Source organism: Blautia massiliensis (ex Durand et al. 2017) (genome assembly GCF_051861785.1).
In the GTDB taxonomy this organism is placed as follows: Bacteria; Bacillota; Clostridia; order Lachnospirales; family Lachnospiraceae; genus Blautia_A; species Blautia_A luti_A.
On the sequence record NZ_CP146725.1, the window covers coordinates 309,746 to 334,132 of the forward strand.

General features: G+C 45.8%; 21 protein-coding genes and 1 other annotated feature. Of the genes, 3 read left to right on the top strand and 18 right to left on the bottom strand.

Annotated elements, in window-relative coordinates; genetic code table 11:
- Nucleotides 1–121 precede the first annotated feature (121 nt).
- The gene (locus V9W66_RS01695) at nucleotides 122–1,957 is read right to left on the bottom strand and encodes an ABC-F family ATP-binding cassette domain-containing protein (RefSeq protein ID WP_144095972.1); all 1,836 of its coding nucleotides are present in this window, start codon (nucleotides 1,955–1,957) and stop codon (nucleotides 122–124) included.
- A gap of 496 nt (nucleotides 1,958–2,453) precedes the next feature.
- Here V9W66_RS01695 and V9W66_RS01700 point away from each other — a divergent pair, with 496 nt between their 5' ends.
- The gene (locus tag V9W66_RS01700) at nucleotides 2,454–3,182 is read left to right on the top strand and encodes a LytR/AlgR family response regulator transcription factor (RefSeq protein ID WP_144095974.1); all 729 of its coding nucleotides are present in this window, start codon (nucleotides 2,454–2,456) and stop codon (nucleotides 3,180–3,182) included.
- On the opposite strand, the gene V9W66_RS01705 is transcribed toward V9W66_RS01700, so the two are convergent.
- The 7 genes from V9W66_RS01705 to pta all read right to left on the bottom strand — a co-directional run bounded on the left by V9W66_RS01705 (nucleotide 3,121) and on the right by pta (nucleotide 10,522).
- The gene (locus V9W66_RS01705; RefSeq protein WP_144095976.1) at nucleotides 3,121–4,989 is read right to left on the bottom strand and encodes a sensor histidine kinase; all 1,869 of its coding nucleotides are present in this window, start codon (nucleotides 4,987–4,989) and stop codon (nucleotides 3,121–3,123) included. The two genes, V9W66_RS01700 and V9W66_RS01705, sit on opposite strands and share 62 nt — an antisense overlap.
- 40 nt (nucleotides 4,990–5,029) lie before the next feature.
- Complete coding sequence (locus V9W66_RS01710) at nucleotides 5,030–5,704, bottom strand: hypothetical protein (protein WP_144095978.1); 675 nt, start codon at nucleotides 5,702–5,704, stop codon at nucleotides 5,030–5,032.
- A gap of 163 nt (nucleotides 5,705–5,867) precedes the next feature.
- Nucleotides 5,868–7,235: an MATE family efflux transporter gene (locus tag V9W66_RS01715; protein WP_059085904.1), complete on the bottom strand. Its 1,368-nt coding sequence runs from the start codon at nucleotides 7,233–7,235 to the stop codon at nucleotides 5,868–5,870.
- 96 nt (nucleotides 7,236–7,331) lie between these two features.
- Nucleotides 7,332–7,514, bottom strand: coding sequence for a 50S ribosomal protein L32 (rpmF, locus tag V9W66_RS01720; RefSeq protein WP_015525241.1), 183 nt, complete (start codon nucleotides 7,512–7,514; stop codon nucleotides 7,332–7,334).
- A 3-nt stretch (nucleotides 7,515–7,517) separates the two neighbouring features.
- Complete coding sequence (locus V9W66_RS01725) at nucleotides 7,518–8,045, bottom strand: YceD family protein (RefSeq protein WP_092069907.1); 528 nt, start codon at nucleotides 8,043–8,045, stop codon at nucleotides 7,518–7,520.
- Between the two features lie 251 nt (nucleotides 8,046–8,296).
- A complete protein-coding gene (locus V9W66_RS01730; RefSeq protein WP_118369303.1) occupies nucleotides 8,297–9,487 on the bottom strand; it encodes an acetate/propionate family kinase in 1,191 nt (396 codons plus the stop codon).
- A gap of 27 nt (nucleotides 9,488–9,514) precedes the next feature.
- The gene (gene pta, locus V9W66_RS01735; protein WP_015525244.1) at nucleotides 9,515–10,522 is read right to left on the bottom strand and encodes a phosphate acetyltransferase; all 1,008 of its coding nucleotides are present in this window, start codon (nucleotides 10,520–10,522) and stop codon (nucleotides 9,515–9,517) included.
- A 428-nt stretch (nucleotides 10,523–10,950) separates the two neighbouring features.
- On the opposite strand from pta, the gene V9W66_RS01740 reads away from it, so the two are divergent.
- The gene (locus tag V9W66_RS01740) at nucleotides 10,951–12,225 is read left to right on the top strand and encodes a tRNA(Met) cytidine acetate ligase (protein ID WP_144095259.1); all 1,275 of its coding nucleotides are present in this window, start codon (nucleotides 10,951–10,953) and stop codon (nucleotides 12,223–12,225) included.
- Nucleotides 12,226–12,300: 75 nt separating this feature from the next.
- Here the strand turns inward: V9W66_RS01740 and V9W66_RS01745 are convergent, their stop codons facing one another.
- The 10 genes from V9W66_RS01745 to V9W66_RS01790 all read right to left on the bottom strand — a co-directional run bounded on the left by V9W66_RS01745 (nucleotide 12,301) and on the right by V9W66_RS01790 (nucleotide 23,056).
- On the bottom strand, nucleotides 12,301–13,461 hold the full coding sequence (locus V9W66_RS01745; RefSeq protein WP_118369301.1) for a pyridoxal phosphate-dependent aminotransferase: 1,161 nt from the start codon (nucleotides 13,459–13,461) through the stop codon (nucleotides 12,301–12,303).
- 218 nt (nucleotides 13,462–13,679) lie between these two features.
- Nucleotides 13,680–14,468, bottom strand: a complete 789-nt coding sequence (locus tag V9W66_RS01750) for an ABC transporter ATP-binding protein (protein ID WP_015525247.1) — start codon at nucleotides 14,466–14,468, stop codon at nucleotides 13,680–13,682.
- 3 nt (nucleotides 14,469–14,471) lie between these two features.
- Nucleotides 14,472–15,383, bottom strand: coding sequence for an ABC transporter permease (locus V9W66_RS01755; RefSeq protein ID WP_144095331.1), 912 nt, complete (start codon nucleotides 15,381–15,383; stop codon nucleotides 14,472–14,474).
- Nucleotides 15,384–15,455: 72 nt separating this feature from the next.
- Nucleotides 15,456–16,484 (bottom strand): ABC transporter substrate-binding protein, encoded by a 1,029-nt coding sequence (locus tag V9W66_RS01760; protein ID WP_144100355.1) that lies wholly within the window; start codon nucleotides 16,482–16,484, stop codon nucleotides 15,456–15,458.
- Between the two features lie 132 nt (nucleotides 16,485–16,616).
- Nucleotides 16,617–16,867 (bottom strand) — a binding site (T-box leader).
- A 58-nt stretch (nucleotides 16,868–16,925) separates the two neighbouring features.
- Nucleotides 16,926–18,290, bottom strand: a complete 1,365-nt coding sequence (locus V9W66_RS01765; protein ID WP_144095263.1) for a PFL family protein — start codon at nucleotides 18,288–18,290, stop codon at nucleotides 16,926–16,928.
- Between the two features lie 70 nt (nucleotides 18,291–18,360).
- Nucleotides 18,361–18,633 (bottom strand): ACT domain-containing protein, encoded by a 273-nt coding sequence (locus V9W66_RS01770; protein ID WP_015525249.1) that lies wholly within the window; start codon nucleotides 18,631–18,633, stop codon nucleotides 18,361–18,363.
- A gap of 13 nt (nucleotides 18,634–18,646) precedes the next feature.
- Entirely contained in the window at nucleotides 18,647–19,444 is a 798-nt protein-coding gene (locus V9W66_RS01775) for an MBL fold metallo-hydrolase (RefSeq protein WP_015525250.1), read from the bottom strand.
- A complete protein-coding gene (gene coaE, locus V9W66_RS01780; protein ID WP_015525251.1) occupies nucleotides 19,431–20,030 on the bottom strand; it encodes a dephospho-CoA kinase in 600 nt (199 codons plus the stop codon). Before coaE ends, V9W66_RS01775 begins: the two co-directional genes overlap by 14 nt.
- The gene (polA, locus tag V9W66_RS01785; protein ID WP_144095265.1) at nucleotides 20,031–22,670 is read right to left on the bottom strand and encodes a DNA polymerase I; all 2,640 of its coding nucleotides are present in this window, start codon (nucleotides 22,668–22,670) and stop codon (nucleotides 20,031–20,033) included. It abuts the gene before it with no gap.
- A 2-nt stretch (nucleotides 22,671–22,672) separates the two neighbouring features.
- The gene (locus V9W66_RS01790) at nucleotides 22,673–23,056 is read right to left on the bottom strand and encodes an anti-sigma factor family protein (RefSeq protein WP_144095267.1); all 384 of its coding nucleotides are present in this window, start codon (nucleotides 23,054–23,056) and stop codon (nucleotides 22,673–22,675) included.
- A 194-nt stretch (nucleotides 23,057–23,250) separates the two neighbouring features.
- Between V9W66_RS01790 and V9W66_RS01795 the strand changes: the two genes are divergently transcribed.
- A complete protein-coding gene (locus V9W66_RS01795) occupies nucleotides 23,251–24,120 on the top strand; it encodes a DegV family protein (protein ID WP_059085909.1) in 870 nt (289 codons plus the stop codon).
- The last annotated feature ends 267 nt before the right edge of the window (nucleotides 24,121–24,387 follow it).

Sequence of the window (24,387 nt, forward strand, 5' to 3'; positions counted from 1 at the left end):
AAGCGGATATTCGAAATCCGCATTCGCTACCTGCTCATAACCGAATAACTGCTTCGCAGTTTATCCGGTTAACGTACCGTTATTTATGATACTAGAGTTTTGCCTGAGAAGTCAATATCTTTTACTCTTTCTGATTTTCAATCTGTTCTGCAAGATCATTTAAATATACCCAGCGATCCATTTTTTCGTCCAGCTTCTGCTGGATTTCCTGCTGCTCGTCGGAAAGCTCCCTGAGTTTTCCCGCTTTTGTGGCATTGGCAGCCATCTCTTTGTCGATCTGCTCCAGACGTTCTTCCAATGCTGCGATGTCATCGTCAATAGTGTCAAATTCTTTCTGTTCTTTATAGGTAAATTTCAGTTTCTGTTTCCGGTTCTGTTTCCAGGTATCTGCAGCGGATTTCTTTTTCTCAGGCTCGGCTGTTTCTCCCTGTACTGTACCGCCATTCATATCTGAACGCGTTTCCAGAGACTGTCCCTTTCTTTCCTTTGCTTCCAGATAATCCGTATAACCGCCCTCATACTGGACAAGCCGGCCATCTCCCTCAAATGCCATAATACGGTTCACCACATTATCCAGGAAATAGCGGTCATGGGACACCGTGATCACGATGCCGGAAAAAGAATCCAGATAGTCCTCAAGAATGGTCATGGTGGGAATATCAAGATCATTTCCGGGCTCATCAAGAAGAAGAACATTTGGCGCCTCCATCAGAACCTTCAAAAGATACAGTCTTCGCTTCTCACCTCCGGAAAGCTTCTCCACCGGAGTGTACTGCATGGCCGGATCAAAAAGAAATCTCTCAAGCATCTGGGAAGCTGTGATCCTTCCTTCTTTTGTCGGAACATATTCCGCCACCTCACGGATATAATCGATCACCCGCTGTCTTCCATCCATATCCGGAACGTTTTGGGCAAGATACCCGATACGGATCGTTTCTCCGATCTGAATCTCTCCGGAATCCGGCAAGATCAGTCCATCTGCCATTTTAAGAAGTGTGGACTTACCGCAGCCATTTGGTCCGATGATCCCGAGACGCTGATCACGAAGAACAATATGATCAAAATCATTAATCAAAAGACGACCTTCGATGGTTTTACTTACATGATGAAACTCTATGGTTTTCTTTCCCATACGGGTCTCAATGGAATCCATTTCCACATTCTGCTCTTTCAGCGGGGTTTTTCCCGCCTTCAGTGCTTCCAGACGGTCAAGCCTTGCTCTCTGTTTTGTACTTCTGGCACGACAGCCTCTTGCTGCCCATTCCAGTTCCATCCGAAGTACACTGCGGCGCTTCCGGTCACTGGCAAGCTCCATTTCCTCTCTCTGCGCTTTCAGCTCCAGAAATCTGGAATAATCTCCTGCATAGGAATATAATTTTCCGTGGCTGATCTCCAGGATCCGGTTTGCCACACGATCCAGGAAATAACGGTCATGAGTGACCATGATCACCGTCCCGCGAAAATTCCGGAGAAAATCTTCCAGCCATATGACCATTTCTCCGTCCAGATGGTTGGTAGGCTCATCCAGGATCAGAATGTCAGCCGGATTTAAAAGCATCCTTGCCAGCGCCACTCTTTTCTTTTCACCACCGGAAAGATTATCCATATTAATATTCTGATCGGTAATACCAAGTGTATTCAGCATGCGTCTGGCCTCACTTTTGGTACTCCAGTCCTTCTGCCATTTGCCTTCTGCCACATAGTCCAGAATGGTCATATGCTGCGGAAATTCCGGAGTCTGGGGAAGCCAGCTGATCCGGATCCCGTTCTGGGTGATCACCTGCCCTTCGTCCGGTTCTTCCTCTCCGGCGATCACGCGGAGCAAAGTAGTCTTACCGGTTCCGTTTACACCGATGATACCTATTTTTTCTCCCTGATCGATGCCGCAGGAGATATCATCAAATATCACCTTATCTCCAAAAATTTTGTGGATATGTTCTATATTAAGAATGTTCATGCGCATTTTCTCCGTTTTCTTCCAAAGTATATAAAAATCATTTCCATGATAGCGAATTTCCACGATTCCGTCAAGAATCACTGTTATGACAGGGGAAAGGGCTGTACCTCAAATCTGGAAGTACAGCCCTCTTGGGGGATTGTTTTTTATCTGGATCTTGGTCAACAGTTTCTGGTGTCGCCAGCTGCTGCCTTTATTCTTCGTATATCCACCGCCTTTCGTATCTTCTGACGCTATTGTAAAAAAATTATCAGGAAATGACAACAGACCTGTGACAAAATGACAGTTTCCATGAAATATGACATTTTTATGGTCAAACGGATATTTTCAATAAAAACAGGTGACTTGATCTGTTTGATCAAATGATCCTCAATTTTTTATTTCTGATAATTTTCTACATAATACGTCATTTCGGGCAAAAACCGACATTGGATGTACGCCAAAATTATGATATACTATTTTTACTACTCTTTTACAAACCGGAGGTTATATTATTTTGAATATTGCAATTATTGATGACATCTCAATGGATGCAGAAGCCCTGAAGAGTATCATTGTTTCCTATTTTGAGAAAAAACATATCCTGACAGAAATCTGTCAGTTTTTCAACGCAGAAGATTTTTTTGAGAATTATCAGCCCGGAAAATTTCAGATCCTGTTCCTTGATATTTATATGGACGGAATGACAGGTATGGAAGCTGCGCGCAGGATCCGAAGACAGTCCGATAACTGCATCCTTGTTTTTGTCACTACCAGCAGTGATTTCGCCGTGGAAAGCTATGATGTAGGAGCCTCCTATTATCTGCTGAAACCATTTCAGCCGAAAAAGCTCTGTTCCATCCTGGATTCCTTCCAGTCCAGATATCTGCTGGCATCCCGTTACATTGAAGTAGTTTCTGACCGGATTCCCATCCGGGTCCCTCTGCGCAGTATTTTATATGCAGATACATTCCGAAATGCAGTGTGCCTTCATACCGATGTCGGTCCGGTACGTTCTTATCTTACCTTTCACAAATTTGAGGAGCAGATCCGGGACTGTCCCAATTTTCTCTCCTGTTACCGTGGCTGTGTCGTCAATATGGACCGTATACAGGAAGCTTCTGAAGAAGGCTTTCTTCTGGACAACGGGGAGGTCGTCCAGATCCGGAAACGTGGCTCTTCTGCTATCCGTAAAGCCTATCTTCAGTATCTCTTTGCGTCAGATGAAGAAATATCTCAGCTTTAAAAATGCCATTTTCAGACTGAAAATCCGCAAATCCTCCATAACGTGCCGCAATTTCCATGATCGACGCAGTTCCGATCCCCTGTCCGGAATGCTTACCTGAAAAAAATCCTGTTTTATTTCTGCGTAAGGGATCTGTGCAGCTGTTCTCTTCTTTTATAAGAAGTTTATTACTTCTGGTACGTATCTGTACACGGACAAATCTGGAACTGCCTTTCGGACAAAGCTGTGCCGCTTCTATGGCATTTTCCAGAAGATTTCCAAAGAGACGACAGAAATCTGTATCCTGGATCCCTGTTTTTTCCGGTGCCTCTACCTGACACTGAAAAACGATCCCGTTTTTTCTGCATAGTTCTTCATAATAATGTAAGATCGCATCGGCAACCTGATTTTTACAGTAAGAATGATAGGTCAAACGTTCCTGAAATTCACGGGTATACCGGCAAAGGTATTTCTGCATTTCTCCATACTGCTCACGTTCCAGTAATGCAGACAGAACACGAAGGTGCTGACGCATATCATGACGGACACGGCTGGTTTCTTCCATCTGTTCTTTTAATCGGTCGTAATGATTTTTCTGGGCAAGGAGACGAAGTTCAGTCTGATGACTGTATACCTCATAAGTCAGACGGATCTTATATGCTTCTGACAGGTCTCTCCACAGAACACAGCCAAACGCAGCTGTCAGTATCAGCCCACCTGTCTCCGGGAAACCTCCTCCCAAAATCGGCTCATAAAGATACCCTATCCGATCTGCCACAAGGGAACAGGCATAAATCGTTGTTCCCGCCAAAACGATCTTTCCATATCTGCAATCTGTTTCTCCAAAAGTATTGAGCAGCATATAGATCGCTGCCACCCATTTGACTGCCTCACTGATCCAGACAACATCATAAAGAAGCCTGGCTGAAGGAAGTATACCCGCAAAAATCTCCAGAAAGAAAGCTACTACGATCCAGAGATTGATCAAAAGAAACAGATATATGCCCCTTTTTTTTCCTATAATACAATCCTCAAGCCGAATCATGCAGGAAAGGATCAGATAATAGATCATAGTTTCCAGGGCATACCAGGGCCTTGTGGGAAGAAGAAAAAAATTATGTACCAGGGAGCATAACGAATATCCTGCCACACAGAGACAGACCAGATTAAAAATAGCAAATTCTTTTGTCCTGGTTCTGACATGTACCATAAGAGTCCCAAACATGATACAGATACAGAACGCAATGGCACAGCCGCTTCCGAGTACCCGCAGTCCTCTCTGTATGCTTACACGGACCGGAGATCCCAAAACCGGAATAGCCTGGATTCCGGATCTGATATGGTTTTTGTCTGCTACTGCTATGACAATCTCCACAACCCCGGATCCCTGAAACGTAAAAACACGGTTCATGACCCGGTCCATATAGGTTTTTTCGTCAGGATTCCCCACTTCCCCGGCCAGTTCTCCATTGATATAGATTCGGTATGCGGAAAAAACCTCCGCCATAGATATAGCCCAGATTTTCTCCTCTTCGGGCAGGATCAGAAGCATCCGGTATGTCCCACATCCATACGTAGAAGCCTCTTCATTCCCCAGTTCCATTTCATTACGCTCTCCGATCGAAATATAACAGCTGTAATATCCTGGATCCTTTTTCAGCATCTCCGGTGTAAGCAGCTTTCCCGGAAAATATTGCCATTCCCTGGCAAGATAATGTAGCTTTGCCGCCGCATCTTTATCATCCAGACAAAGGATTCCCTGAATGGGCTGCTCGCCTTTCGCTGTATATTCATTATTCATGAGATACATCATAAAAAAAGCAGTCATAGATAACACCACCGTAAGTCCAAAGATCAGGGTCCATTGCCTACTTTTCTCCTTTATGACTGTCACCTCGCTTTCCGGATCTGCTTCGGATTTCTACGATCAGCACTGTTATCATTGTTGCTGTCGTCAGGACTGCCACTGCAAAAGGATTCTCTTCTATATCATCTATTTTCCGACCTCTTACGCAGAAGATTCCTGTCTCGTCCGTGTCAACGATCAGAAAATCCTTCTTTTTATCCAGGAATGTCTTTAGTTTTCTTCCTCGGGAATCCGTAATTTCCATAGTTTCCGGATCTCCGTTGGGAAACATCTCTTTTACCGGTATCATGATCCGGCTCCCCGGAATATCCGTGATCTTCTGAGTGCCTTTATAGATCTTTATTTCATATGAATGATTGGAAACCTTTTGTACCAGTGCCTGTATTGTACCATTCTCTGCTACCTTCCAGCTTTGTGCCACAGAAGCAGGGATACGAAGACTGATTCCTTCTTTTTCAAAATTTATATCTCCCATATATTTCAGGATAAGATCCAGACGTTTTCCACTGATCACAGTCCATTTTTTAGTAACAACTTCTGTTACCTTTCTGGCCGACTGCTGTACTTCAGGTTCAGCCCGTACAGTTCTCGCGCTATAAATCATACCGACACACAGCGCAATAACTTCAAGTATCAACAAAAAACCATATCGTATTGTTTTTTGCAGATTATGCATATCTGGTCATCCCCATTACATATGTTTCATCTATCTGCATCCAGAATACCTCTTTTTCAGCTTTCAGGCAATCAAATCTATACGTAATAAATCGACATCTTTCGAACAAAACAAAGGTGCTGATCACTGCTACTGCACAGAATCAGCACCTTTTCATATATCATTATTTCTTTTTCTGCATACCTGGAAATCGCCGAAAATAATAGATGACAAACAGTACCGCAGTAATTATCCAGGACACCGGATAACTGAGCATGATACTGTCGATCCCCGGATGAGATCTTACAAAGGCAAACAACCAGATGATACGTAAAAGACAGACTCCTCCACAGGTCAAAATCATAGGAACCAGTACTCTTCCGGCACCACGCAGCGCTCCGGAAATAATTCCGATCACAACATAAATAGCATAGGACGGAATCAGGAAACGGATCATATGCACCCCAATGTCTACAACCACCTGATCGGTTGTAAACAAATGGTAGATCGGATTTGCGAACAGAATAAGTGCTCCGCTTACAATAAACGCCGAAATGTATGCCATCACCATACAGACGCGGACACTTTTTCGCATGCGGTGGTATTTTCCGGCACCATAATTCTGTCCCACAAAGGTGGTAATTGAGATGGCAAAAGCATTGCATACCATCCAGAACACCGCATCAATCTTTCCCATAGTTCCCCAGGCTGCCACTGTGTCAGTCCCCAGTTCATTGACAAAAATCTGAATGGTGAGATTGGCAATATTATACATCACCGATTCCAGTCCTGCCGGAAGTCCAATCCTGAGAACTGCCCCCAAAGACCGGAGATCAAAACGAATCTCATGAAATTCCAGACGATAAATATCCTCTGCGCGCATCAGGAACCAGGTTACAAGGATGGCACTGACTGCCTGGCAGCTGACTGTTGCAAGTGCAACACCGAGGACTCCCATATGGAAGATCACTACAAATACAACATCCAGCAGAATATTCAACAAACAGGTAATGATCAGCACATAGAGCGGTCTTTTGGAATCTCCTACCGCTCTTAGGATACTGGATACCATGTTGTAGACCAGATTGAAAAATGTTCCCGCAAAATAGATATGCAGGTACAGCACAGAATCGGGAATTACTTCTGCCGGTGTTTTCATCAGGTGAAGGATCGGCTCAGCCAGGATAAATCCTGCTGTTCCCACAATAATACTGGCAGCCAGACAGAAGATCATGGATGTGTGAAGTGCTTTTTTAAGGTTTTTGTGGTCTTTCGCTCCGTAAAACTGAGAAATCACTACAGACGCACCGGAACATAAACCTACAAAAAAACCTACGATGAGATTCACGATCATACTGGATGAGCCTCCTACTGCTGCCAATGCTTCTTTTCCCACAAAGCGGCCTACTACAACTGTATCGGCAGTATTGTAGATCTGCTGGAACAGAGTTCCAAACAAGATCGGAAAAAAGAATATCAGAAGCTGCTTCCAGATCACACCCTCTGTGATCTGGTTCACGGCGGTATTTTTCTGATTCTTGTTCTGTTTCATATTTCTTTATTTCCCCCCAGAGTATAAAAAAAGCCGGTATACTTATCTCAGCATACCAGACTCTTTTCGCATCATATATTGACTGTCTAATTAAAATTAGTCCTCAACTTTGATGATTTCCTTCTTATTGTAGCTTCCGCAAGCTTTGCAAACTCTGTGTGGCATCATAAGTGCTCCACATTTGCTACATTTAACAAGGTTCATAGCGCTCATTTTCCAGTTCGCTCTTCTCTTGTCACGTCTAGCTTTGGAAGATTTGTTCTTAGGACAAATGGACATAGGTTACACCTCCTTAAATTTACTGAATATATCACTGATAGCTGCCATGCGGGGATCCTTAGGCTCCTCCTTGCATCCGCAGGGACCTTCGTTCAGGTTCTTCCCGCAGCGGCTGCAGATACCTTTACAGTCTTCTTTACATAAGACCTTTAAAGGCCAGCATATCAATACCTCAAGATAGACCAACCGGTCCACATCCAGGTTCATACCTGTGAGATAGCTGCTTTCATCCAGATCATTGACACGCTCTTCATCAGAAAGCTTCATATCGAGCTTCTTCTTAAATTCCAGCGGTATCTCGACGGCTACTGTCTCAAGACAGCGGTCACAGGGAATGCCCACTGTGATCTTACCGGTTCCTGTAAGCTCAAGAACCTTATCACCGGTATTGGTGATCGTAAGCTCTACCGGTTCCTTCGCAAGTACCGGAAAACTTCCCATCTGAAAATCAATCTTCTCCAGTTCAGGAACAACTGATTCCTGGATCGTCTTGCCATCACAGGAAGAAATGTCTAATAAATGAATCTGCATAAGTCTCTCCTATCCACACTCAATCCATTATACATATGGTCTTGTGATTTGTCAACGTTATTTTCGGGAAAATATTACATTTTTTTAATTTTTTGTTACTGTTGGCTTAATCAGAAATTCGGGGTAAATTACGGGGGTGGACCTTTAATTGTCCGCCCCCCGAATGTATACTGCTGATCCACAGTAATATATAATTCTGCCTGATTACCGATCATGCCCGAACGGTTCTGTACCGGTACTGAAACAGCTGATTATACCAGTGCTACAGTCTCACGGCAGATTGCAAGCTCCTCGTTTGTCGGGATAACTGCAACCTTAACCTTGGAATCCGGTGTGGAGATCACGATTTCCTCGCCACGATGTCCGTTAGCATCTTTGTCAAGTGTTACGCCAAGGTATCCAAGATAGCTGACAACCTTCTCACGTACCGGGATCGCATTCTCACCGATACCTGCTGTGAAGACGATCGCGTCAACACCATTCATTGCTGCAACATATCCGCCTACGAATTTAGCGATGCCATAGCAGAGAACGTCGATGGCATTAGCTGCATCCTCGTTTCCGCCTTCAGCTGCCTCGTTGAGGTCACGGAAGTCGCTGGAAAGCCCGCCGGAAAGTCCGAGAAGACCGGATTTCTTGTTGAGTACGTTCATAACGCCCTCAATGTCCAGGTTCTCTTTCTTAGCAATGAACTCCATGATAGCCGGATCGATGTTACCGGAACGAGTTCCCATAACAACACCTTCAAGTGGTGTAAGACCCATTGTTGTATCTACACATTTGCCATTTACAACTGCGCTGATGGAAGATCCGTTTCCAAGGTGGCAGACGATAACTTTGGAGTTGTCTTTGTCAAGGCCAAGGAAATCAACAGCTCTCTTGGATACGAAGCTGTGGGATGTTCCGTGGAAACCGTATCTTCTTACTTTATATTTCTTGTAGAAGTCAAGCGGAAGTCCATAGAGATATGCTTTAGCAGGCATTGTCTGATGGAAAGCGGTATCAAATACGCCTACCTGCGGTACGCCTGGCATAAGCTCTGCACATACACGGATACCAATGAGGTTAGCCGGGTTGTGGAGCGGTGCAAGGTCATTGCACTCTTCTACTGCTTTGATCATCTCGTCTGTGATCACTGCGGAAGAAGCAAATTTCTCGCCTCCATGTACAACACGATGTCCGATCGCATTAACCTCTTTAAGGCTTCCGATTGCACCTGTCTTATCGTTTGTAAGAGCATCCAGTACCATCTGGATTGCTTCTTTATGTGTTGGCATAGCTGCCTCTGTGATCTCTTTGTCACATCCGGCTTTCTGGTATACCAGTCTTCCGTCGATACCGATTCTCTCGCAGAGACCCTTTGCAAGTACATTCTCTGTCTCAGAATCGATTAACTGATATTTTAATGAAGAACTTCCACAGTTGATAACTAATACGTTCATGATTTAACTCTCCTGATCTTTTAATAATTATTTATCCTCTGCCTGGCACTGTACTGCTGTGATCGCTACAACACCTACGATATCATCTGCAGAGCATCCGCGGGACAGATCGTTTACAGGTTTTGCGATACCCTGTGTAACAGGTCCGTATGCTTCTGCTTTACCAAGACGCTGAGCAAGCTTGTATCCGATGTTACCTGCATCAAGGTCAGGGAATACCAGTACATTAGCTTTACCTGCTACTTCGCTTCCCGGTGCTTTGGATGCGCCTACGCTTGGAACAATAGCGGCATCAAGCTGGAACTCTCCGTCAAGTTTAAGCTCCGGATGCTCCTCTTTGGCAATTCTTGTAGCCTCTACGACTTTATCTACGTCAGGATGCTTTGCACTTCCCTTAGTGGAGTGGGAAAGCATAGCTACGATCGGCTCCTCCTGAACAAGAAGCTTGAAGGACTCAGCAGAAGATGCTGCGATCGCAGAAAGCTCATCCGGAGTCGGGTTCTGGTTCAGACCGGAATCAGCAAATACGAATGCACCGTTTGCACCATACTCGCAATCCGGAACAACGATCAGGAAGAATGCGGATACAAGCTTGGTTCCCGGTTTTGTCTTCAAAATCTGAAGGCATGGACGAAGTGTATCGGCTGTAGAATGGCATGCACCGGATACCATGCCGTCTGCATCCCCCATCTTAACCATCATTACGCCATAGTATGGGTACTGAGTATGAAGGATCTCTTTCGCTTTCTCAGGTGTCATTCCCTTCTTTGCTCTCAGCTCTACAAATTTATCAATATATGCCTGAGTTCTGTCAGATTTCTCCGGATCTACGATCTGTGCACCGGAAATATCAAAGCCGCCCTCTGCAGCTTTCTTGTTGATCTCTTCCTCATTACCGATGAGGATGATCTTTGCAACTCCCTCTTTCAGAATCTTGTCAGTTGCCTCAAGAGTTCTCATATCCTCTGTCTCTGGCAGTACAATTGTTTTTACGCTTTCTTTTGCTCTTTTTTTAAGCAGTTCAACAAATCCCATGATTAAATGGCTCCTTTCTTGATGTAACAAAAACGCTAGTGTCTGTTCGGGCACTACACTATGTTTATTATACCCCCTTACCCTTTTCTTTTCAAGCGTTTCATTGTCAGAAAATGGCTATACTGCGTATTTTTTGAAGTGCAATTGTTACTGTTTACCGACAATGTTCTGCGATGTGTTTTTTGTGGATAAAGATCACAGATGGCCCGAGGATTTCGGCGCATGATCGTAAATTTGCGTGATTTCTGTATCTCACAAAGGGTGTTGCCGGACCCAGAGCGGACAGCAGTATTCTGTTTTATGGCAGCAAAACAGATTTCGAATGCCGCTTAACTTTTTACATTGCTTATGTTAAAATAGCACCATTATTATAATATAAGAACTTATTTCAAGATTTGAATTTTCAGAAACGGCAGGTACTTTTTTATATGAGAGTTGTTGGAATCATTGCAGAATATAACCCATTTCACAAAGGTCACGAATACCAGATCCGCTATGCCCGGGAGATCCTTGGTGCTGATTATATTGTGATCGCCATGAGCGGGGATTTTGTCCAAAGAGGGGCTCCTGCCCTTATGGAAAAACATCTCCGGGCTGAGATGGCTCTTCTCGGAGGCGCCGATCTGATCCTGGAAATGCCGGTACAGACAGTAACGGCCAGTGCGGAAGGATTTGCCGCAGGTGGCGTAAGCCTTCTTGACGGGCTTGGTGTTGTAGATGAGCTATGTTTCGGAAGTGAATGCGGAGATACAGAGACTCTTATGAATATTGCACAGATTCTTGTAAAGGAACCGTTTGAATACCGCAAACTCCTTCAGCAGAATCTTCGTACCGGAATGAGTTTTCCTGCTGCAAGAAGCAGTGCTTTGATCCGTTACATGCGAGAAAAAGCCACTTCCGCGCATAACACATTCGGCGTTTCATCAGAACATATTGAACTCATTCTTTCTTCTCCCAATAACATCCTGGGAATCGAATACTGCAAAGCGCTTCTCCGTCTTAACAGCCGTATCCTTCCTCATGCACTTTTAAGAAAGGGAAGTGGTTATCATGATACGGATTTTTCTCTTCTTTCCGACGAAGAATTTCCCTCTGCTTCCGGCATCCGGAGCCTTATGAAAAAATCCGAAGGAACTGTGCAGTCTGCGGATCTTTCCCGGTTGATCCCTTCTGCTTCCCTTCCCGGATTCCTGGATTCTCTCAAAAAAGGAGCATGGCTTTCTGACTCAGCACTGGATCTTCCTCTGCATTACAAACTGCTTCTGGAATCCGAAGAAACTTTAAAAATGTATCCGGAGCTTTCGGATGCACGGATCCGGCGTATCCTGAAATCCCGAAATCAATATGAAGGTTTTTCCCAGTTTGCGGATCTTTTGAAAACACGGGATATTACCCGTTCTGCTATCTGCCGCAGCCTTGTCCGGATCTTTCTTGACCAAAAAACAAAAGCACCCGGACACATTCCCTATGCCCGGGTACTTGGCTTTCAAAAAAACAGCGCTCCGCTTCTCAGCCAGATCAAGAAAAACTCCTCGATCCCGCTGATCACCAAAGCCGCCGATGCATCTGCGATCCTCGATGAAACTGCGCTTCGACTTTTTAATGAAACCTGTGCGGCTTCCAGTCTTTACGAAATGCTTCTCTGCCACAAAACAGGTCAGCCTTTCATCCACGAGATGAAAAAGCCGCTGCGGATCATTTAAGATCCACAGCGGCTTGAACGCTGATAAGTAATCTTTTCATGGCTTGAGATTGGATTTTGAACAACTTTCAGTTATTCAGTTTAATCCGCTTTTTCGGATCGCTTCCACTGCTTCCCGGATCTTCTCCGGCGGAAGTACCAGGGCGAAACGTACGTAGCCCTCTCCGTGGGGACCAAAGCTTGCTCCCGGAGTCACGATGACGCCGGCCTTTTCCATCAGTTCCATACAGAATGCCATGCTGTCGGTGCGGCCACCCGGGATCTTCGCCCAGACAAACATGGTGCCTTTTCCATTTGGAAGTTCCCATCCGATATCACGAAGTCCCTGGCAGAGAGCATCTCTTCTCTCCTGGTACTTCTGACACTGTTCTTTTACGCTGTCCAGCGGTCCCTGAAGTGCTGCAATAGCTGCTTTCTGAAGCGGCAGGAACATGCCGAAGTCGATCTGGCTTCTCAATTTGCGGAGCGCTGCGATCACATCCGGCCGGCCTACCAGAAAGCTAAGTCTTGCGCCTGTAACATTGAAGGATTTGGAAAGACTGAAAAATTCCACTCCAATATCTTTCGCTCCCGGAGTGGCCAAAAAACTTCCTCCAAATGCCCCGTCAAAGATAATATCGCTGTACGCATTATCATGAATGATCAGAATATCATATTTTTTCGCAAATTCCACGATTTCTTCGTAAAGTCCCGGAGTGGCAATGCTTCCTACCGGGTTGGACGGCAGGGATACTACCATATATTTAGCCTTATTCGCTATTTCTTCCGGAATTCCCTTTACATAGGGAAGGAAATCATGCTCTGCAACCAGAGGATAATAGTAAGGAACTGCTCCTGCCATCAGACTTCCTGCTGCAAATACGGGATAGCACGGATCCGGAAGAAGCACTGTATCTCCCTCATCACAAAGCGCCATGCCAAGATGCCCCATTCCTTCCTGGCTTCCATAAACAGTCATTACCATGTCCGGTGTCAGTTCCACATCAAAACGTTTCTTATAATAAGTACAGACTGCGTCCAGAAGCTCCGGCAGATCGCGGAGACTGTATTTCCAGTTGTTGTCATCCATAGCTGCTTCCGCTACAGCTTTCTTGATATATTCCGGAGTCTTGAAATCCGGAGTTCCCACACTCATGTTATAGATCTTCATGCCCTGTGCTTCCAGCTCCATACGCCGGTTGTTCAGAGCAGCAAAAATTTCATCTCCAAATCGGTCCAGTCTTTTTGAAAACTGCATGTCATTCGTCCCTCTTCCATAATAAAATCAAACGGATATTCGCAATCCGCTTCGCTACTTGCTCATAAATGAAATCACAAAGTGATTTCATTTATTTTATCACGGTAACGTGACATACTCAAGAATTTTCATAAAAAAAGAACCATCACCTGTGTAAAGCAGCTATTCATTTTCCACTTTACACACGATCGGTAACGGTTCTTCATTATTTATTCCGTTTATTCAGACAAAAGAATACGGTCATTATCCAAAGCCTTGCCCACTCCCGTTTTAAATTTCTCAAGAAGGCCATCCACGGTCATATCCTTCTTCTCTTCCCCTCCGATATCCAGCACGATATTGCCGGAGTCCATCATCAGGATACGGTTACCAAGATCAATTGCTGACTGCATATTGTGTGTGATCATCAGACAGGTCAGCTGATTTTCTTCCACGATCCGTCTGGTGAGATTAAGGACTTTCTCAGCAGTTCCCGGATCAAGGGCTGCAGTATGCTCGTCCAGAAGAAGTAATTTCGGCGGATTCATGGTTGCCATCAAAAGCGTCAGCGCCTGTCTCTGTCCACCGGAAAGAAGACCTACCGGATGGCTCATCCGCTCTTCCAGCCCAATGTCCAGCTTCTTTAATTCCTCACGAAAACGCTCTTTTTCCTGCCGGGTCGTGCGGGAAAGCCACCCACCCTTGCCGGCTGCAAGTGCAAGATTCTCTTCGATCGTCATTCCCGGTGCAGTACCACGCATCGGATCCTGATAAAGACGTCCGATCTCTTTTGCGCGTGCATGTTGCGGCATAAATGTGATATCCCTGCCATCCAGTTCGATCGAACCGGCATCTGTAAGAAAATCACCGCAGATTGCATTAAAAAGTGTTGATTTTCCTGCACCATTGGAACCGATGATCGTAGCAAAGTCGCCTTTTTTCAGTTCCAGGGAAAGATCTGTGATCGCCTTTTTTTCGTTTACGGTTCCCGGATTAAATGTTTTTGAAATATGGCTGATTTTTAACATAGATCATCTTCCCCCTTTTGCATGAGTCATTCTTCTTCGGATCTGCGGCCACTGTTTCTTAAGATACGGACCGGAAATTGCAAGAACAACGATCACAGAGGATACCAGCTTCAGCATAAATGCCGGCATATTGAACCGAAGTGCGATGGTATACACAAGGCGGAAGATAAAGGAACCAAACACCATTCCCACCGCTCTCACAAAAATTCCTCCATGTCCGAGAAGGGTACCTCCGATCAGCAAGGATGCCAGTGCGATGGTGACCATACCCTGACCGATGTTGATATCTACGGATTTCTGTGACTGAGACAGAAGACATCCGGAAAGTGCGGTAAATGCATTTGCCACGCAAAGGCCGATCACCGTTGTAAAGACCGGATTGATGGAGGAAGATTTTACCATATCAGAATTATTTCCGGTTGCCCGGATCGCAAGGCCAAGTCTTGTTTTCAGAAAGAATACCAGAAATACGATCACGAGGATCACTGCGATGGCTGCAATGAGGATATCTTCCCTGCCTTTTAACGGTGTACCTGCAAGCGCATCCTTCATCATGGTAAATACTGTGGTCGTCCGGTTCATATTGATCAGGGATGAGCCTCCCATAACTGCGATATTTACGGAATATAACGCCGTATTTACAATGATACCTGCAAGCAGGCTGTCTACTCCCAGCTTCGTCTGCAGGATAGCCGTTACAAATCCTGATGTAACACCTGCTGCCATGGCTGCCGCAATGGACAGAAACGGATGTCCGCTTACAGCAACTACGGCTCCTACAGCGGCTCCGAAGGTAAAGCAGCCATCTGTAGAAAGGTCGCAGACATTCAGCATGGAATAACTAAGGAACAAAGCAAGAACTGTCAGAGAACAGATCAGTCCAAGCTTCAGGGCAGTCTCCCCGAGGGAGAGCATAGTTGCAATCGTCACAGTGATTTCCTCCAATTGGATTTATTTCATAACTGCTCACAAAAGTGAGCGGTTAATTTATTTTGATTCTACTTCATCAAAGCTTTCTGCAGTTGTGATCTCATTTACCTGTGTGCAGAGAGGCTCAAATGCCTTCTTTACGGTATCGAAATCAAGTCCAAGTGCCTTGCAGGTTTCTGTATTAACTGTTGCAGTACCATTGTCAAAGGTTTCAACAGCTGTCTTAGACGGATCCGCATTATCTATCAGGATGTCAGCGATCATATCGGCTGTTTTCTGTCCCAGATTTGCATAATCAACCCCATATCCTACAAAGGCACCATTTAATGCAAAGGAGTCGGCACCTGTGTAGTGCGGGATTCCTGCGTCGATGAATTTTTCATAAATAGAAAGTTCTGCTGTCATGATGGTGTTGTCCGTAGGTGTAAATACGGCATCCACACCGTCAGCGATCAGTGCATCTGCTGCGAGCTGGACTTCATCGGTAGTGGTTCCGGTACGCTCCACATATTCGATTCCCTCTTTATCCAGATAATCTTTTGCTTCCTGGATCGCTGTTGTGGAGGAGTCCTGTCCTACATCATAGAGAAGACCGATCTTCTTTACATCCGGATTCTGTGCCTGGATCAGCTTCATGATAGAAGAAGTATCCAGGTAATCGCTGGTTCCTGTGATATTTGCACCAGGAGCATCCAGAGAATCTACAAGACCGGAGCCAACCGGATCAGATACTGCGGAGAAAACAACCGGTGTATTGCTTCCCTCTGTAGCGGACTGCATACGCATTGCCACCGGTGTAGCCACACCAACCATCAGGTCAACCTTATCCGCCTGAAAATCTGAAATGATCTGTTCCATAACACTGGCATCTGCATTACAGTTATCATAAGACACATCAAATGTGACACCCTTTTCTTTGCCAAGCTCCTCCAGACGGGACTGGATGTTGTCTACGATCTGGTTCAGGGAAGCATCATCTACATAATTGCAGATGCCTACTTTAAAATCCTCCGCCATAACCGGGCTTGTCATCATCATAGTTGTTGCTGCTACTGCTGCTGCGATCACTAACATTCTTTTTTTCATAGTTTTGTTCTCCCTTCTTATTTCCGCTTATGATTACCTTTTGTACACCTTGCGGTCTGCTTTTCCGGAACAACTTTCATGCAACAGAATCGCTTTTCCTGTAACACAAAAACCGTCCCAAGCTTATATCATGCTTGAGACGGTAATAAAAGTTCTTTATTATCGCGGTACCACTCAAATTGACGAATCGTCCACTTTCCGGTGTACTAACATACACTCCTCATTGGTAACGGGTTCGGTTCCCGTCGGCGCCTACTGTACAGATAAATAGTTCGGGCCGCCCTCAAAAGTCCATTCAACATCTGGTCCCCTGCGGATTTCCACCATCACCGCTCTCTGTGAAGCTTCCTGAAATGTTTACTTCTCTTTCTCACCGGTTTGTTTTTTAAGTTGTGTTTACTTTAGCACATCAACGTGAGTCTGTCAAGTCCAAAAATAAAATTAATTCTTAAAGCTGTGGATCGGTGCAGGGATCCTTCCACCTCTCTGTACAAATGCATCACAGGAGAAGGAATTTACAGGCATGATCGGAGCATAGCCAAGAAGACCTCCGAACTCAACCGTTTCGCCCACACCCTTACCGATAACCGGGATGAGACGTACTGCAGTTGTCTTCTGATTTACCATACCGATGGCAGACTCATCTGCGATGATACCTGCCAGTGTAGTCGCCTTGGTATCTCCCGGAACTGCAATCATGTCCAGACCAACAGAGCATACACAGGTCATGGCTTCCAGCTTCTCCAGAGTAAGAGCTCCCTCGTTTACCGCATCGATCATTCCTTGATCCTCGCTGACAGGAATAAAGGCACCACTTAATCCGCCCACAGCAGCTGCTGCCATAACGCCGCCTTTCTTCACCTGGTCGTTGAGAAGTGCAAGCGCGGCAGTTGTTCCAGGTGCACCGGCTCTCTCAAGGCCGATCTCTTCCAGGATCTCAGCTACGGAATCACCGATAGCCGGTGTCGGTGCAAGAGAAAGATCCACAATACCAAACGGCACGTCAAGACGCTTGGATGCCTCACGTGCAACCAGCTGTCCAACTCGTGTAACTTTGAATGCGGTACGTTTGATCATCTCGCAGAGAGTTCCGAAGTCCTCGCCACGAACCTGCTCCAGAGCTTTCTTTACAACTCCGGGGCCACTGACACCTACGTTGATGATGCAGTCCGCCTCTGTGACACCGTGGAATGCGCCTGCCATAAACGGGTTATCATCCGGTGCGTTACAGAATACTACCAGCTTGGCACATCCAAGAGAATCCTGGTCCTTAGTAGCCTCTGCTGTTGCGAGGATGATCTCGCCCATCAGCTTTACGGCATCCATGTTGATACCGGTCTTGGTGGAACCAACGTTTACAGAACTGCAGACGCGCTCTGTTTCTGACATTGCCTGAGGAATGGAGCGGATAAGAAGCTCCTCTGCCGGAGTCATTCCTTTGCTTACCAGTGCAGAATATCCGCCGATAAAGTTAACGCCAACTTCCCTGGCACATTTATCCAGCGTTCTTGCGATGGTCACAAAATCCTCCAGTTTCTTACATGCAGCCCCGCCAACCAGAGCAATGGGTGTTACGGAAATTCGTTTATTTACAACCGGGATACCGTACTCGGTTGCGATCTTATCACCGGTAGCTACCAGATTTCTGGCCTTTGTGGTGATCTTTTCGTATATTTTCTGATTCAGTGCATCCAGGTCAGGATCGATACAGTCCAGAAGGCTGATCCCCATGGTGATGGTACGCACATCCAGATTCTCCTGCTCGATCATTTTATTTGTCTCGTTTACCTCAAAAATATTGATCATTTTATTTTCTCCCTGATGATTGATGTAAAGTAGATATCATATGCATTGGCAATCCGCATTCGCTGCTTGATCATACTCGATGCATCATGTTAAAAATATCTTCATGCTGGCAGTGGATCACAACACCGATCTCCTTGCCCAGATTTTCAAGCTCTTTTGCAAGTTCACCGCCATCCTTTTCACATTTTGCTGTGTCTGCGATCATCATCATGTTGAAGTAACCCTGAACGATGGTCTGAGAAATATCCAGAATATTAACCTGATTCTCTGCAAGATATGTACAAACCTTTGCAATAATTCCTACTGTGTCATTTCCTACTACTGTGATAATTGTCTTCTTCATCGTTTTTTCCTTTCTACACTGTGATTATTTCTGATATGTGATCCCTCTTCGCTACCTGGATCTTAAAATCCCTGGAACGGTACGGGTTGTCACCAAGTGTCACCTCCGAGCACACAGTCTCGTAGGCAAGTTCTTCATAGTTGTTTTCTCTGCTTAAATGGCCAAGAAAAACCGCCTTCAGATTATCATGGAGGATCCGACAGAGCAGACGTCCTGCATTCTCATTGGAGAGATGCCCACGGTCTCCCAGAATCCTCTGTTTGAGATAATAAGGGTATTTTCCAACCTGAAGCATGCGGATGTCATGATTTGCTTCCAAAAGCACTGCATCCAGATTCTCCAGATTTTTTACAATGTAATCATTATATTTTCCAAGGTCTGTGGCAATGCCCACAGAATGCTCTCCACATTCCAGGCGGTAACCCACCGGCTGTGCAGCATCATGGGGAATGGTAAAAGGATTTACCGTCAGATCCTTGATCCCAAAAGGCTCATCCTCCCGGATCTCGTGGATCAGTCCCTCCGGCATTTTTCCAAGGGATTTCATACGAAGCATGGCATCTGCTGTTCCACCTGTGGTATAGATGGGAATTCCATATTTTCTGGAGATCACTCCCAGTCCCTTGATATGGTCGGAATGTTCATGTGTGATCAGGATGCCGTCCACATCTTTCCCGGTAAGATCCAGGGAATTCAGGCCCTTTTCGATACTCTTCCCGCTGATCCCCACATCTACCAGAACATGTGCCTCCTCAGATCCCACATAAATACAGTTGCCGCTGCTTCCGCTGGCAATACTACAAAGTCTCATTTCTTTCTATCCCTTCTCTGATCTGTCTCCGGGTACCCTTCAGATCTCCATTGTTCTCGATCACATAATCCGTATGTTCTCTGAACACCTGGTCAGATACCTGGTTTCGGATAATGCCAAGAGATTTCTCTCTGGAATAACCACGGCTTTCCATCAGACGACGGATCCGGATTTCCTCCTCTGTATACACATACCAGACTTCATCACAGAATTCCTGATAATTCTCTTCCAGAAAAAGAGCAGCTTCCACAACACAGATCTCTCTTCCGGCTTCCTTCTGTTCTCCAAGAAGATCCAGGATTCTCTGCTTTACAGCCGGATGGATGATCCCGTTTAATTTCAAAAGCATATCCTTATCTGTGAATACTACATCAGAAATCCGTCTCCGGTCAATAGTTTTATCCTTTTTTATGATTTCTTTTCCAAACAATGCGATCACCGCATCGTAACATTCTTCCCCCGGTTCCATCAGAATGTGACCAAGCTGGTCTGCCTGGATCACATATGCCTGGAAATCTTCTTCCAGGATTCCAAGTACTGTACTTTTTCCGGCCCCTACTCCGCCGGTTACTCCGATCACTCTCATTTATTTCGCCTCATACCAGCTGTCACCCTGGTGCATATCTACGTCAAGTTCCACTGCAAGGTCTGCCGCTCCCTTCATCTCTTCTTCCAGAATACGGGAAACTTCCTCGATCTCTTCTTTCTTTGTCTCGATCAGAAGCTCATCGTGAACCTGCAGCACCAGCCTTGAACGCAGTCCCTCTTTTTTCATTCGTTCATAAACATGGTTCATGGCTATTTTGATGATATCTGCTGCAGTACCCTGGATCGGAGAGTTCATGGCTACACGTTCTCCGAAGGAGCGCTGCATGAAATTACTGGATCTCAGCTCCGGCACGGGCCTTCGTCTGCCGAACATAGTTGTCACATAACCGTGTTCCTTGCCATCCTTTACCAGACCGTCCAGAAAGCCCTTGATCTTCGGATAGGTCTCGAAATATTTCTCAATATAGGCAGCTGCCTCTTTTCTGGTAATACTCAGATCCTGGCTCAGTCCAAAGGAACTGATCCCATAAACGATTCCGAAATTTACCGCCTTGGCATTTCTTCGCTGAAGAGATGTCACTTCATCCAGCGGCACATGAAACACCTGGGATGCGGTGAGCCGGTGGATATCCTCCGCCTCACGATAAGCCTGGATCAGTTTTTCATCACCGGACATATGTGCCAGCACACGAAGCTCGATCTGGGAATAATCTGCATCCAGAAATACAAATCCCTCTTCCGGCACAAAAACCTTACGGATCAGCCTGCCCAGCTCCATGCGGACCGGTATGTTCTGAAGATTCGGATCTGTACTGCTGATACGACCGGTTGCTGTGATCGTCTGATTAAAAGTAGAGTGGATCCTTCCATCTTCTCCGATCACATTTCCGAGACCATCTGCATAAGTGGATTTCAGCTTGGTCAGCTGGCGGTACTCCAGGATATCTTTTACGATGGCATAATCCGGCGCCAGCTTATCCAGGATATCCGCCGCTGTGGAATAGCCGGTCTTGGTCTTCTTTCCACCTGGAAGTCCCAGCTTTTCAAAAAGGATCACACCCAGCTGTTTCGGGGAATTGATATTAAACTCCTCCCCTGCTTCCTGCCAGATGGTTTTTTCCAGCTCCTGGATACGGACTTTAAGTTTTTCACCATAGCTCTTAAGCTCTTCACCCTTAACGGAAATCCCCCATTTTTCCATGGAATCCAGGGTAAAGACAAGAGGAAGCTCGATCTCATCATAAACCTTACGCATGCCTGTTTCATCCAGTTTTTCAAGAAGAACCTTTCGGGCCATGCAGGGCACAAACGCCTGATAGCAGGCATAATTTCCAAGCCATTCCAGTTCCTCTTCCCAGGCCTTTTTCAGAGAAGTCTTTCCAAGAAGGTCTTCCTTTGAGGGGAGCATCATACCATCCAGATATTCTCTGGCGATGTCATCATGGGAATAGGAAGATTTCAGCGGGTTCAGAAGATATGCAGCAACCCCCGCATCAAAAACCTTCTTCGGATCATCAAGGGAAACATGTTTGAGAACTGATTTAATATCCATAGCACAGAGCACCGTACTGTCCGCCAGAGCTTTCAGTTTTCCGCAAAGATAATCCCCTGTGAGAAGTCCTCCTACCGGGATCTGATAGATTTCTTTTTCATCCAGGACCAGTCCCACGGTATACACCTGATCCGGATCTGCAAGAACAGAAATACCCACCTGATCTTTCTGCGCTGCTTTTTCAAACAGTGCCTCCACACCGGAAAGATCATTACAGGTAAAAAATTCCAGTTCCATGGAGGAATCTGCTGTCGTAGCCGGATCAAAACGGTTCAGCATGTTCTTAAATTCCAGGCGTTTACACAATTCATATGCCTCCGGAGTATAGGGATTTTCCACTTTCGCTTTTTCGTAGGAAAATTCCAGCGGACTGTCTGTGTTGATGGTTGCAAGCTCTTTGGAAAGCTGTGCCAGATCATAATGCTCGCGGAGAGATTCTTTCGCCTTATTAGGCTTTACCTCTTCCAGATGCTCATGAGCATTCTCAATGGAACCGAACTGCACGATCATCTTGGTCGCGGTTTTCTCTCCAACGCCCGGGATTCCCGGAATATTATCGGAGCTGTCGCCCATCAGCGCTTTCAGTTCTATGATCTGCGGCGGCGTTACCTGATATTTCTCAAGAACTTCCGCTGTATGGTAGTTTTCAACGGTTGTCTTTCCCCGGACAGTCTTCGGAAGCCGGATCAGCACCTTATCTGTGGCAAGCTGAAGAAGATCACGGTCTCCGGAAAGAATGGTAACATCCATACCCTTTGCTTCACTTCTTCTGGCGACCGTACCAAGAAGATCATCTGCTTCATAGCCTTCCAGGGACATGATGTTGATTCCCATGGCAGAAAGCATCTCCTTGATCAGCGGAACCTGTTCCCGAAGCTCCTCCGGCATGGGTTTTCGGGTACCTTTATAGGCTTCATATCTCTTATGCCGGAACGTAGGTGCACTCAGATCAAATGCAACGGTAAGATACTCCGGCTTCTCTTCCTCCAGGATCCTGAACATAATATTCAGAAATCCATATACCGCTCCTGTATGACGTCCTTCTGCATTGGTAAGATCCGGCAGACCATAAAACGCACGGTTCAGGATGCTGTGACCATCGATCAGTAATATTTTTTCACTCAAAATCAAATTCCCTCCTTCAGTTCCAGGATCACAAAAACAAGAAAGACCACCAGTGCCACGATCAGAACGCAGACTGCCACTGCAGCGATCGCTCTGTGAAATTTCTTTTTTCGGATATACCTTCTGGATTTTCGGATATCCTCTTCCAGAAGCTCCTTAAAATCCAGAACAGTATCTTCCTGTTTCTCATCCAGCTGCTGCATGGCCTTATGTACAATGAAATATGTGGCAAGCTCATCGTAGCAGGAGGAACACTTCTCAATATGCTCCAGAAAATCCTCCAGATCACTTAACGGCAACGTATGATCGATATATTTATTAACCATTCCCTCTGCAATACGACAGTTCATATTTTCCCTCTCTTTCAAAGCAGCGGATCCTCCCATATGATAAGCCTCTTCGGAGATCCCGCTTCACAATTTGCCCCAGACTGGGGAAATATTTCCCAGAATGTTATACCATTATAGCGAATTAAACGTTGAATGACAAGGGCGGTTTCCTGTGGTATACTTGAGATGTTCCGGTCAGAAAACAGAAAAACTGACCAAATATGAAAATCCATTCAAGGAGGATCACCATTATGAAATCTATAGCAATCGTTACAGACAGTAACTGCGGCATGTCTCCCGCTCAGGTAAAAGACCTTGGCATCTACATGCTTCCAATGCCGTTTTTTATAGATGATAAGGAATATCTGGAAGACATTGACATGAACCAATCAGAGTTCTTTCAGCATCTTGAACAAAATCCAGGCTGCAGAGTTTCCACATCCCAGCCTACACCGGAATCCGTCACTACCCTCTGGGACAAGCTGCTCAAAGACTACGACGAGATCGTACATATCCCCATGTCCAGCGGTCTCTCCAGCTCCATGCAGACTGCCCGCATGCTTGCAGAAGACTATGATGGCCGTGTACGTGTCGTAAACAACCAGAGGATCTCCGGAACCTTACGTTACTCTGCCATCGAGGCTATCCAGCAGGCTAAAAACGGTCTCTCTGCCGATGAGATCGGAACCTGGCTGGAAGAAACCCGCTTCGACTCCAGCATCTATATCACGGTAGCTACTCTGAAGTACCTGAAACAGGGCGGCCGCATCACTCCTGCAGCTGCAGCCATCGGAACCATGCTCCGTCTGAAACCGGTTCTGCAGATCCAGGGCGAAAAGCTGGACGCCTTCTCCAAGGCCCGCACCATGACCCAGGCAAAAAACACTATGACTAAAGCCATCAAAGATGACATTGCAGACCGCTTTGGAGAAAAGATCAACCTGGATGTCATCCACTCCCACAACCTGGAAGCAGCCGAAGAATTCCGAAAAGAAGTCCTCACCACCTTCCCGAATATCGGTGAAGTCAACATCTTCCCTCTCTCCCTGAGCGTTTCCTGCCACATCGGCCCCGGAAGTCTGGCACTCACCTGTTCCAAGGTACACCCGGAAATATGGTAAAGACTAGTCAGAAGCAATCCACATGGCCAGAGCACAGCCGGAGGGAATACTTCTGTATGGCTCTGTCTTTGGAGGAGGGCTGCTAGTCCTTAGGTTCCGGAAATCTGCGTTATAAAAAAAAGTTCGGCTGTCTGAGCGGCAACAAGCCGCGAGTTCCGAACTTTTTTTAATGGTTTTAGCAGATTTTCAGGGCCTTAGAACTAACGCCCAACGGAAGCCGAAGACCATACAGAAGTATTCCCTTCGGCGTCCCTCCCGCCAACATAT

Coding starts and splice junctions, on each gene's coding strand:
- V9W66_RS01695 (WP_144095972.1), bottom strand. CDS start 1,957: ATGAACATTCTTAATATAGAACATATCCACAAAATTTTTGGAGATAAG.
- V9W66_RS01705 (WP_144095976.1), bottom strand. CDS start 4,989: ATGACTGCTTTTTTTATGATGTATCTCATGAATAATGAATATACAGCG.
- V9W66_RS01710 (WP_144095978.1), bottom strand. CDS start 5,704: ATGCATAATCTGCAAAAAACAATACGATATGGTTTTTTGTTGATACTT.
- V9W66_RS01715 (WP_059085904.1), bottom strand. CDS start 7,235: ATGAAACAGAACAAGAATCAGAAAAATACCGCCGTGAACCAGATCACA.
- rpmF (WP_015525241.1), bottom strand. CDS start 7,514: ATGTCCATTTGTCCTAAGAACAAATCTTCCAAAGCTAGACGTGACAAG.
- V9W66_RS01725 (WP_092069907.1), bottom strand. CDS start 8,045: ATGCAGATTCATTTATTAGACATTTCTTCCTGTGATGGCAAGACGATC.
- V9W66_RS01730 (WP_118369303.1), bottom strand. CDS start 9,487: ATGAACGTATTAGTTATCAACTGTGGAAGTTCTTCATTAAAATATCAG.
- pta (WP_015525244.1), bottom strand. CDS start 10,522: ATGGGATTTGTTGAACTGCTTAAAAAAAGAGCAAAAGAAAGCGTAAAA.
- V9W66_RS01740 (WP_144095259.1), top strand. CDS start 10,951: ATGAGAGTTGTTGGAATCATTGCAGAATATAACCCATTTCACAAAGGT.
- V9W66_RS01745 (WP_118369301.1), bottom strand. CDS start 13,461: ATGCAGTTTTCAAAAAGACTGGACCGATTTGGAGATGAAATTTTTGCT.
- V9W66_RS01750 (WP_015525247.1), bottom strand. CDS start 14,468: ATGTTAAAAATCAGCCATATTTCAAAAACATTTAATCCGGGAACCGTA.
- V9W66_RS01755 (WP_144095331.1), bottom strand. CDS start 15,383: ATGCTCTCCCTCGGGGAGACTGCCCTGAAGCTTGGACTGATCTGTTCT.
- V9W66_RS01760 (WP_144100355.1), bottom strand. CDS start 16,484: ATGAAAAAAAGAATGTTAGTGATCGCAGCAGCAGTAGCAGCAACAACT.
- V9W66_RS01765 (WP_144095263.1), bottom strand. CDS start 18,290: ATGATCAATATTTTTGAGGTAAACGAGACAAATAAAATGATCGAGCAG.
- V9W66_RS01770 (WP_015525249.1), bottom strand. CDS start 18,633: ATGAAGAAGACAATTATCACAGTAGTAGGAAATGACACAGTAGGAATT.
- V9W66_RS01775 (WP_015525250.1), bottom strand. CDS start 19,444: ATGAGACTTTGTAGTATTGCCAGCGGAAGCAGCGGCAACTGTATTTAT.
- coaE (WP_015525251.1), bottom strand. CDS start 20,030: ATGAGAGTGATCGGAGTAACCGGCGGAGTAGGGGCCGGAAAAAGTACA.
- V9W66_RS01790 (WP_144095267.1), bottom strand. CDS start 23,056: ATGGGAGGATCCGCTGCTTTGAAAGAGAGGGAAAATATGAACTGTCGT.
- V9W66_RS01795 (WP_059085909.1), top strand. CDS start 23,251: ATGAAATCTATAGCAATCGTTACAGACAGTAACTGCGGCATGTCTCCC.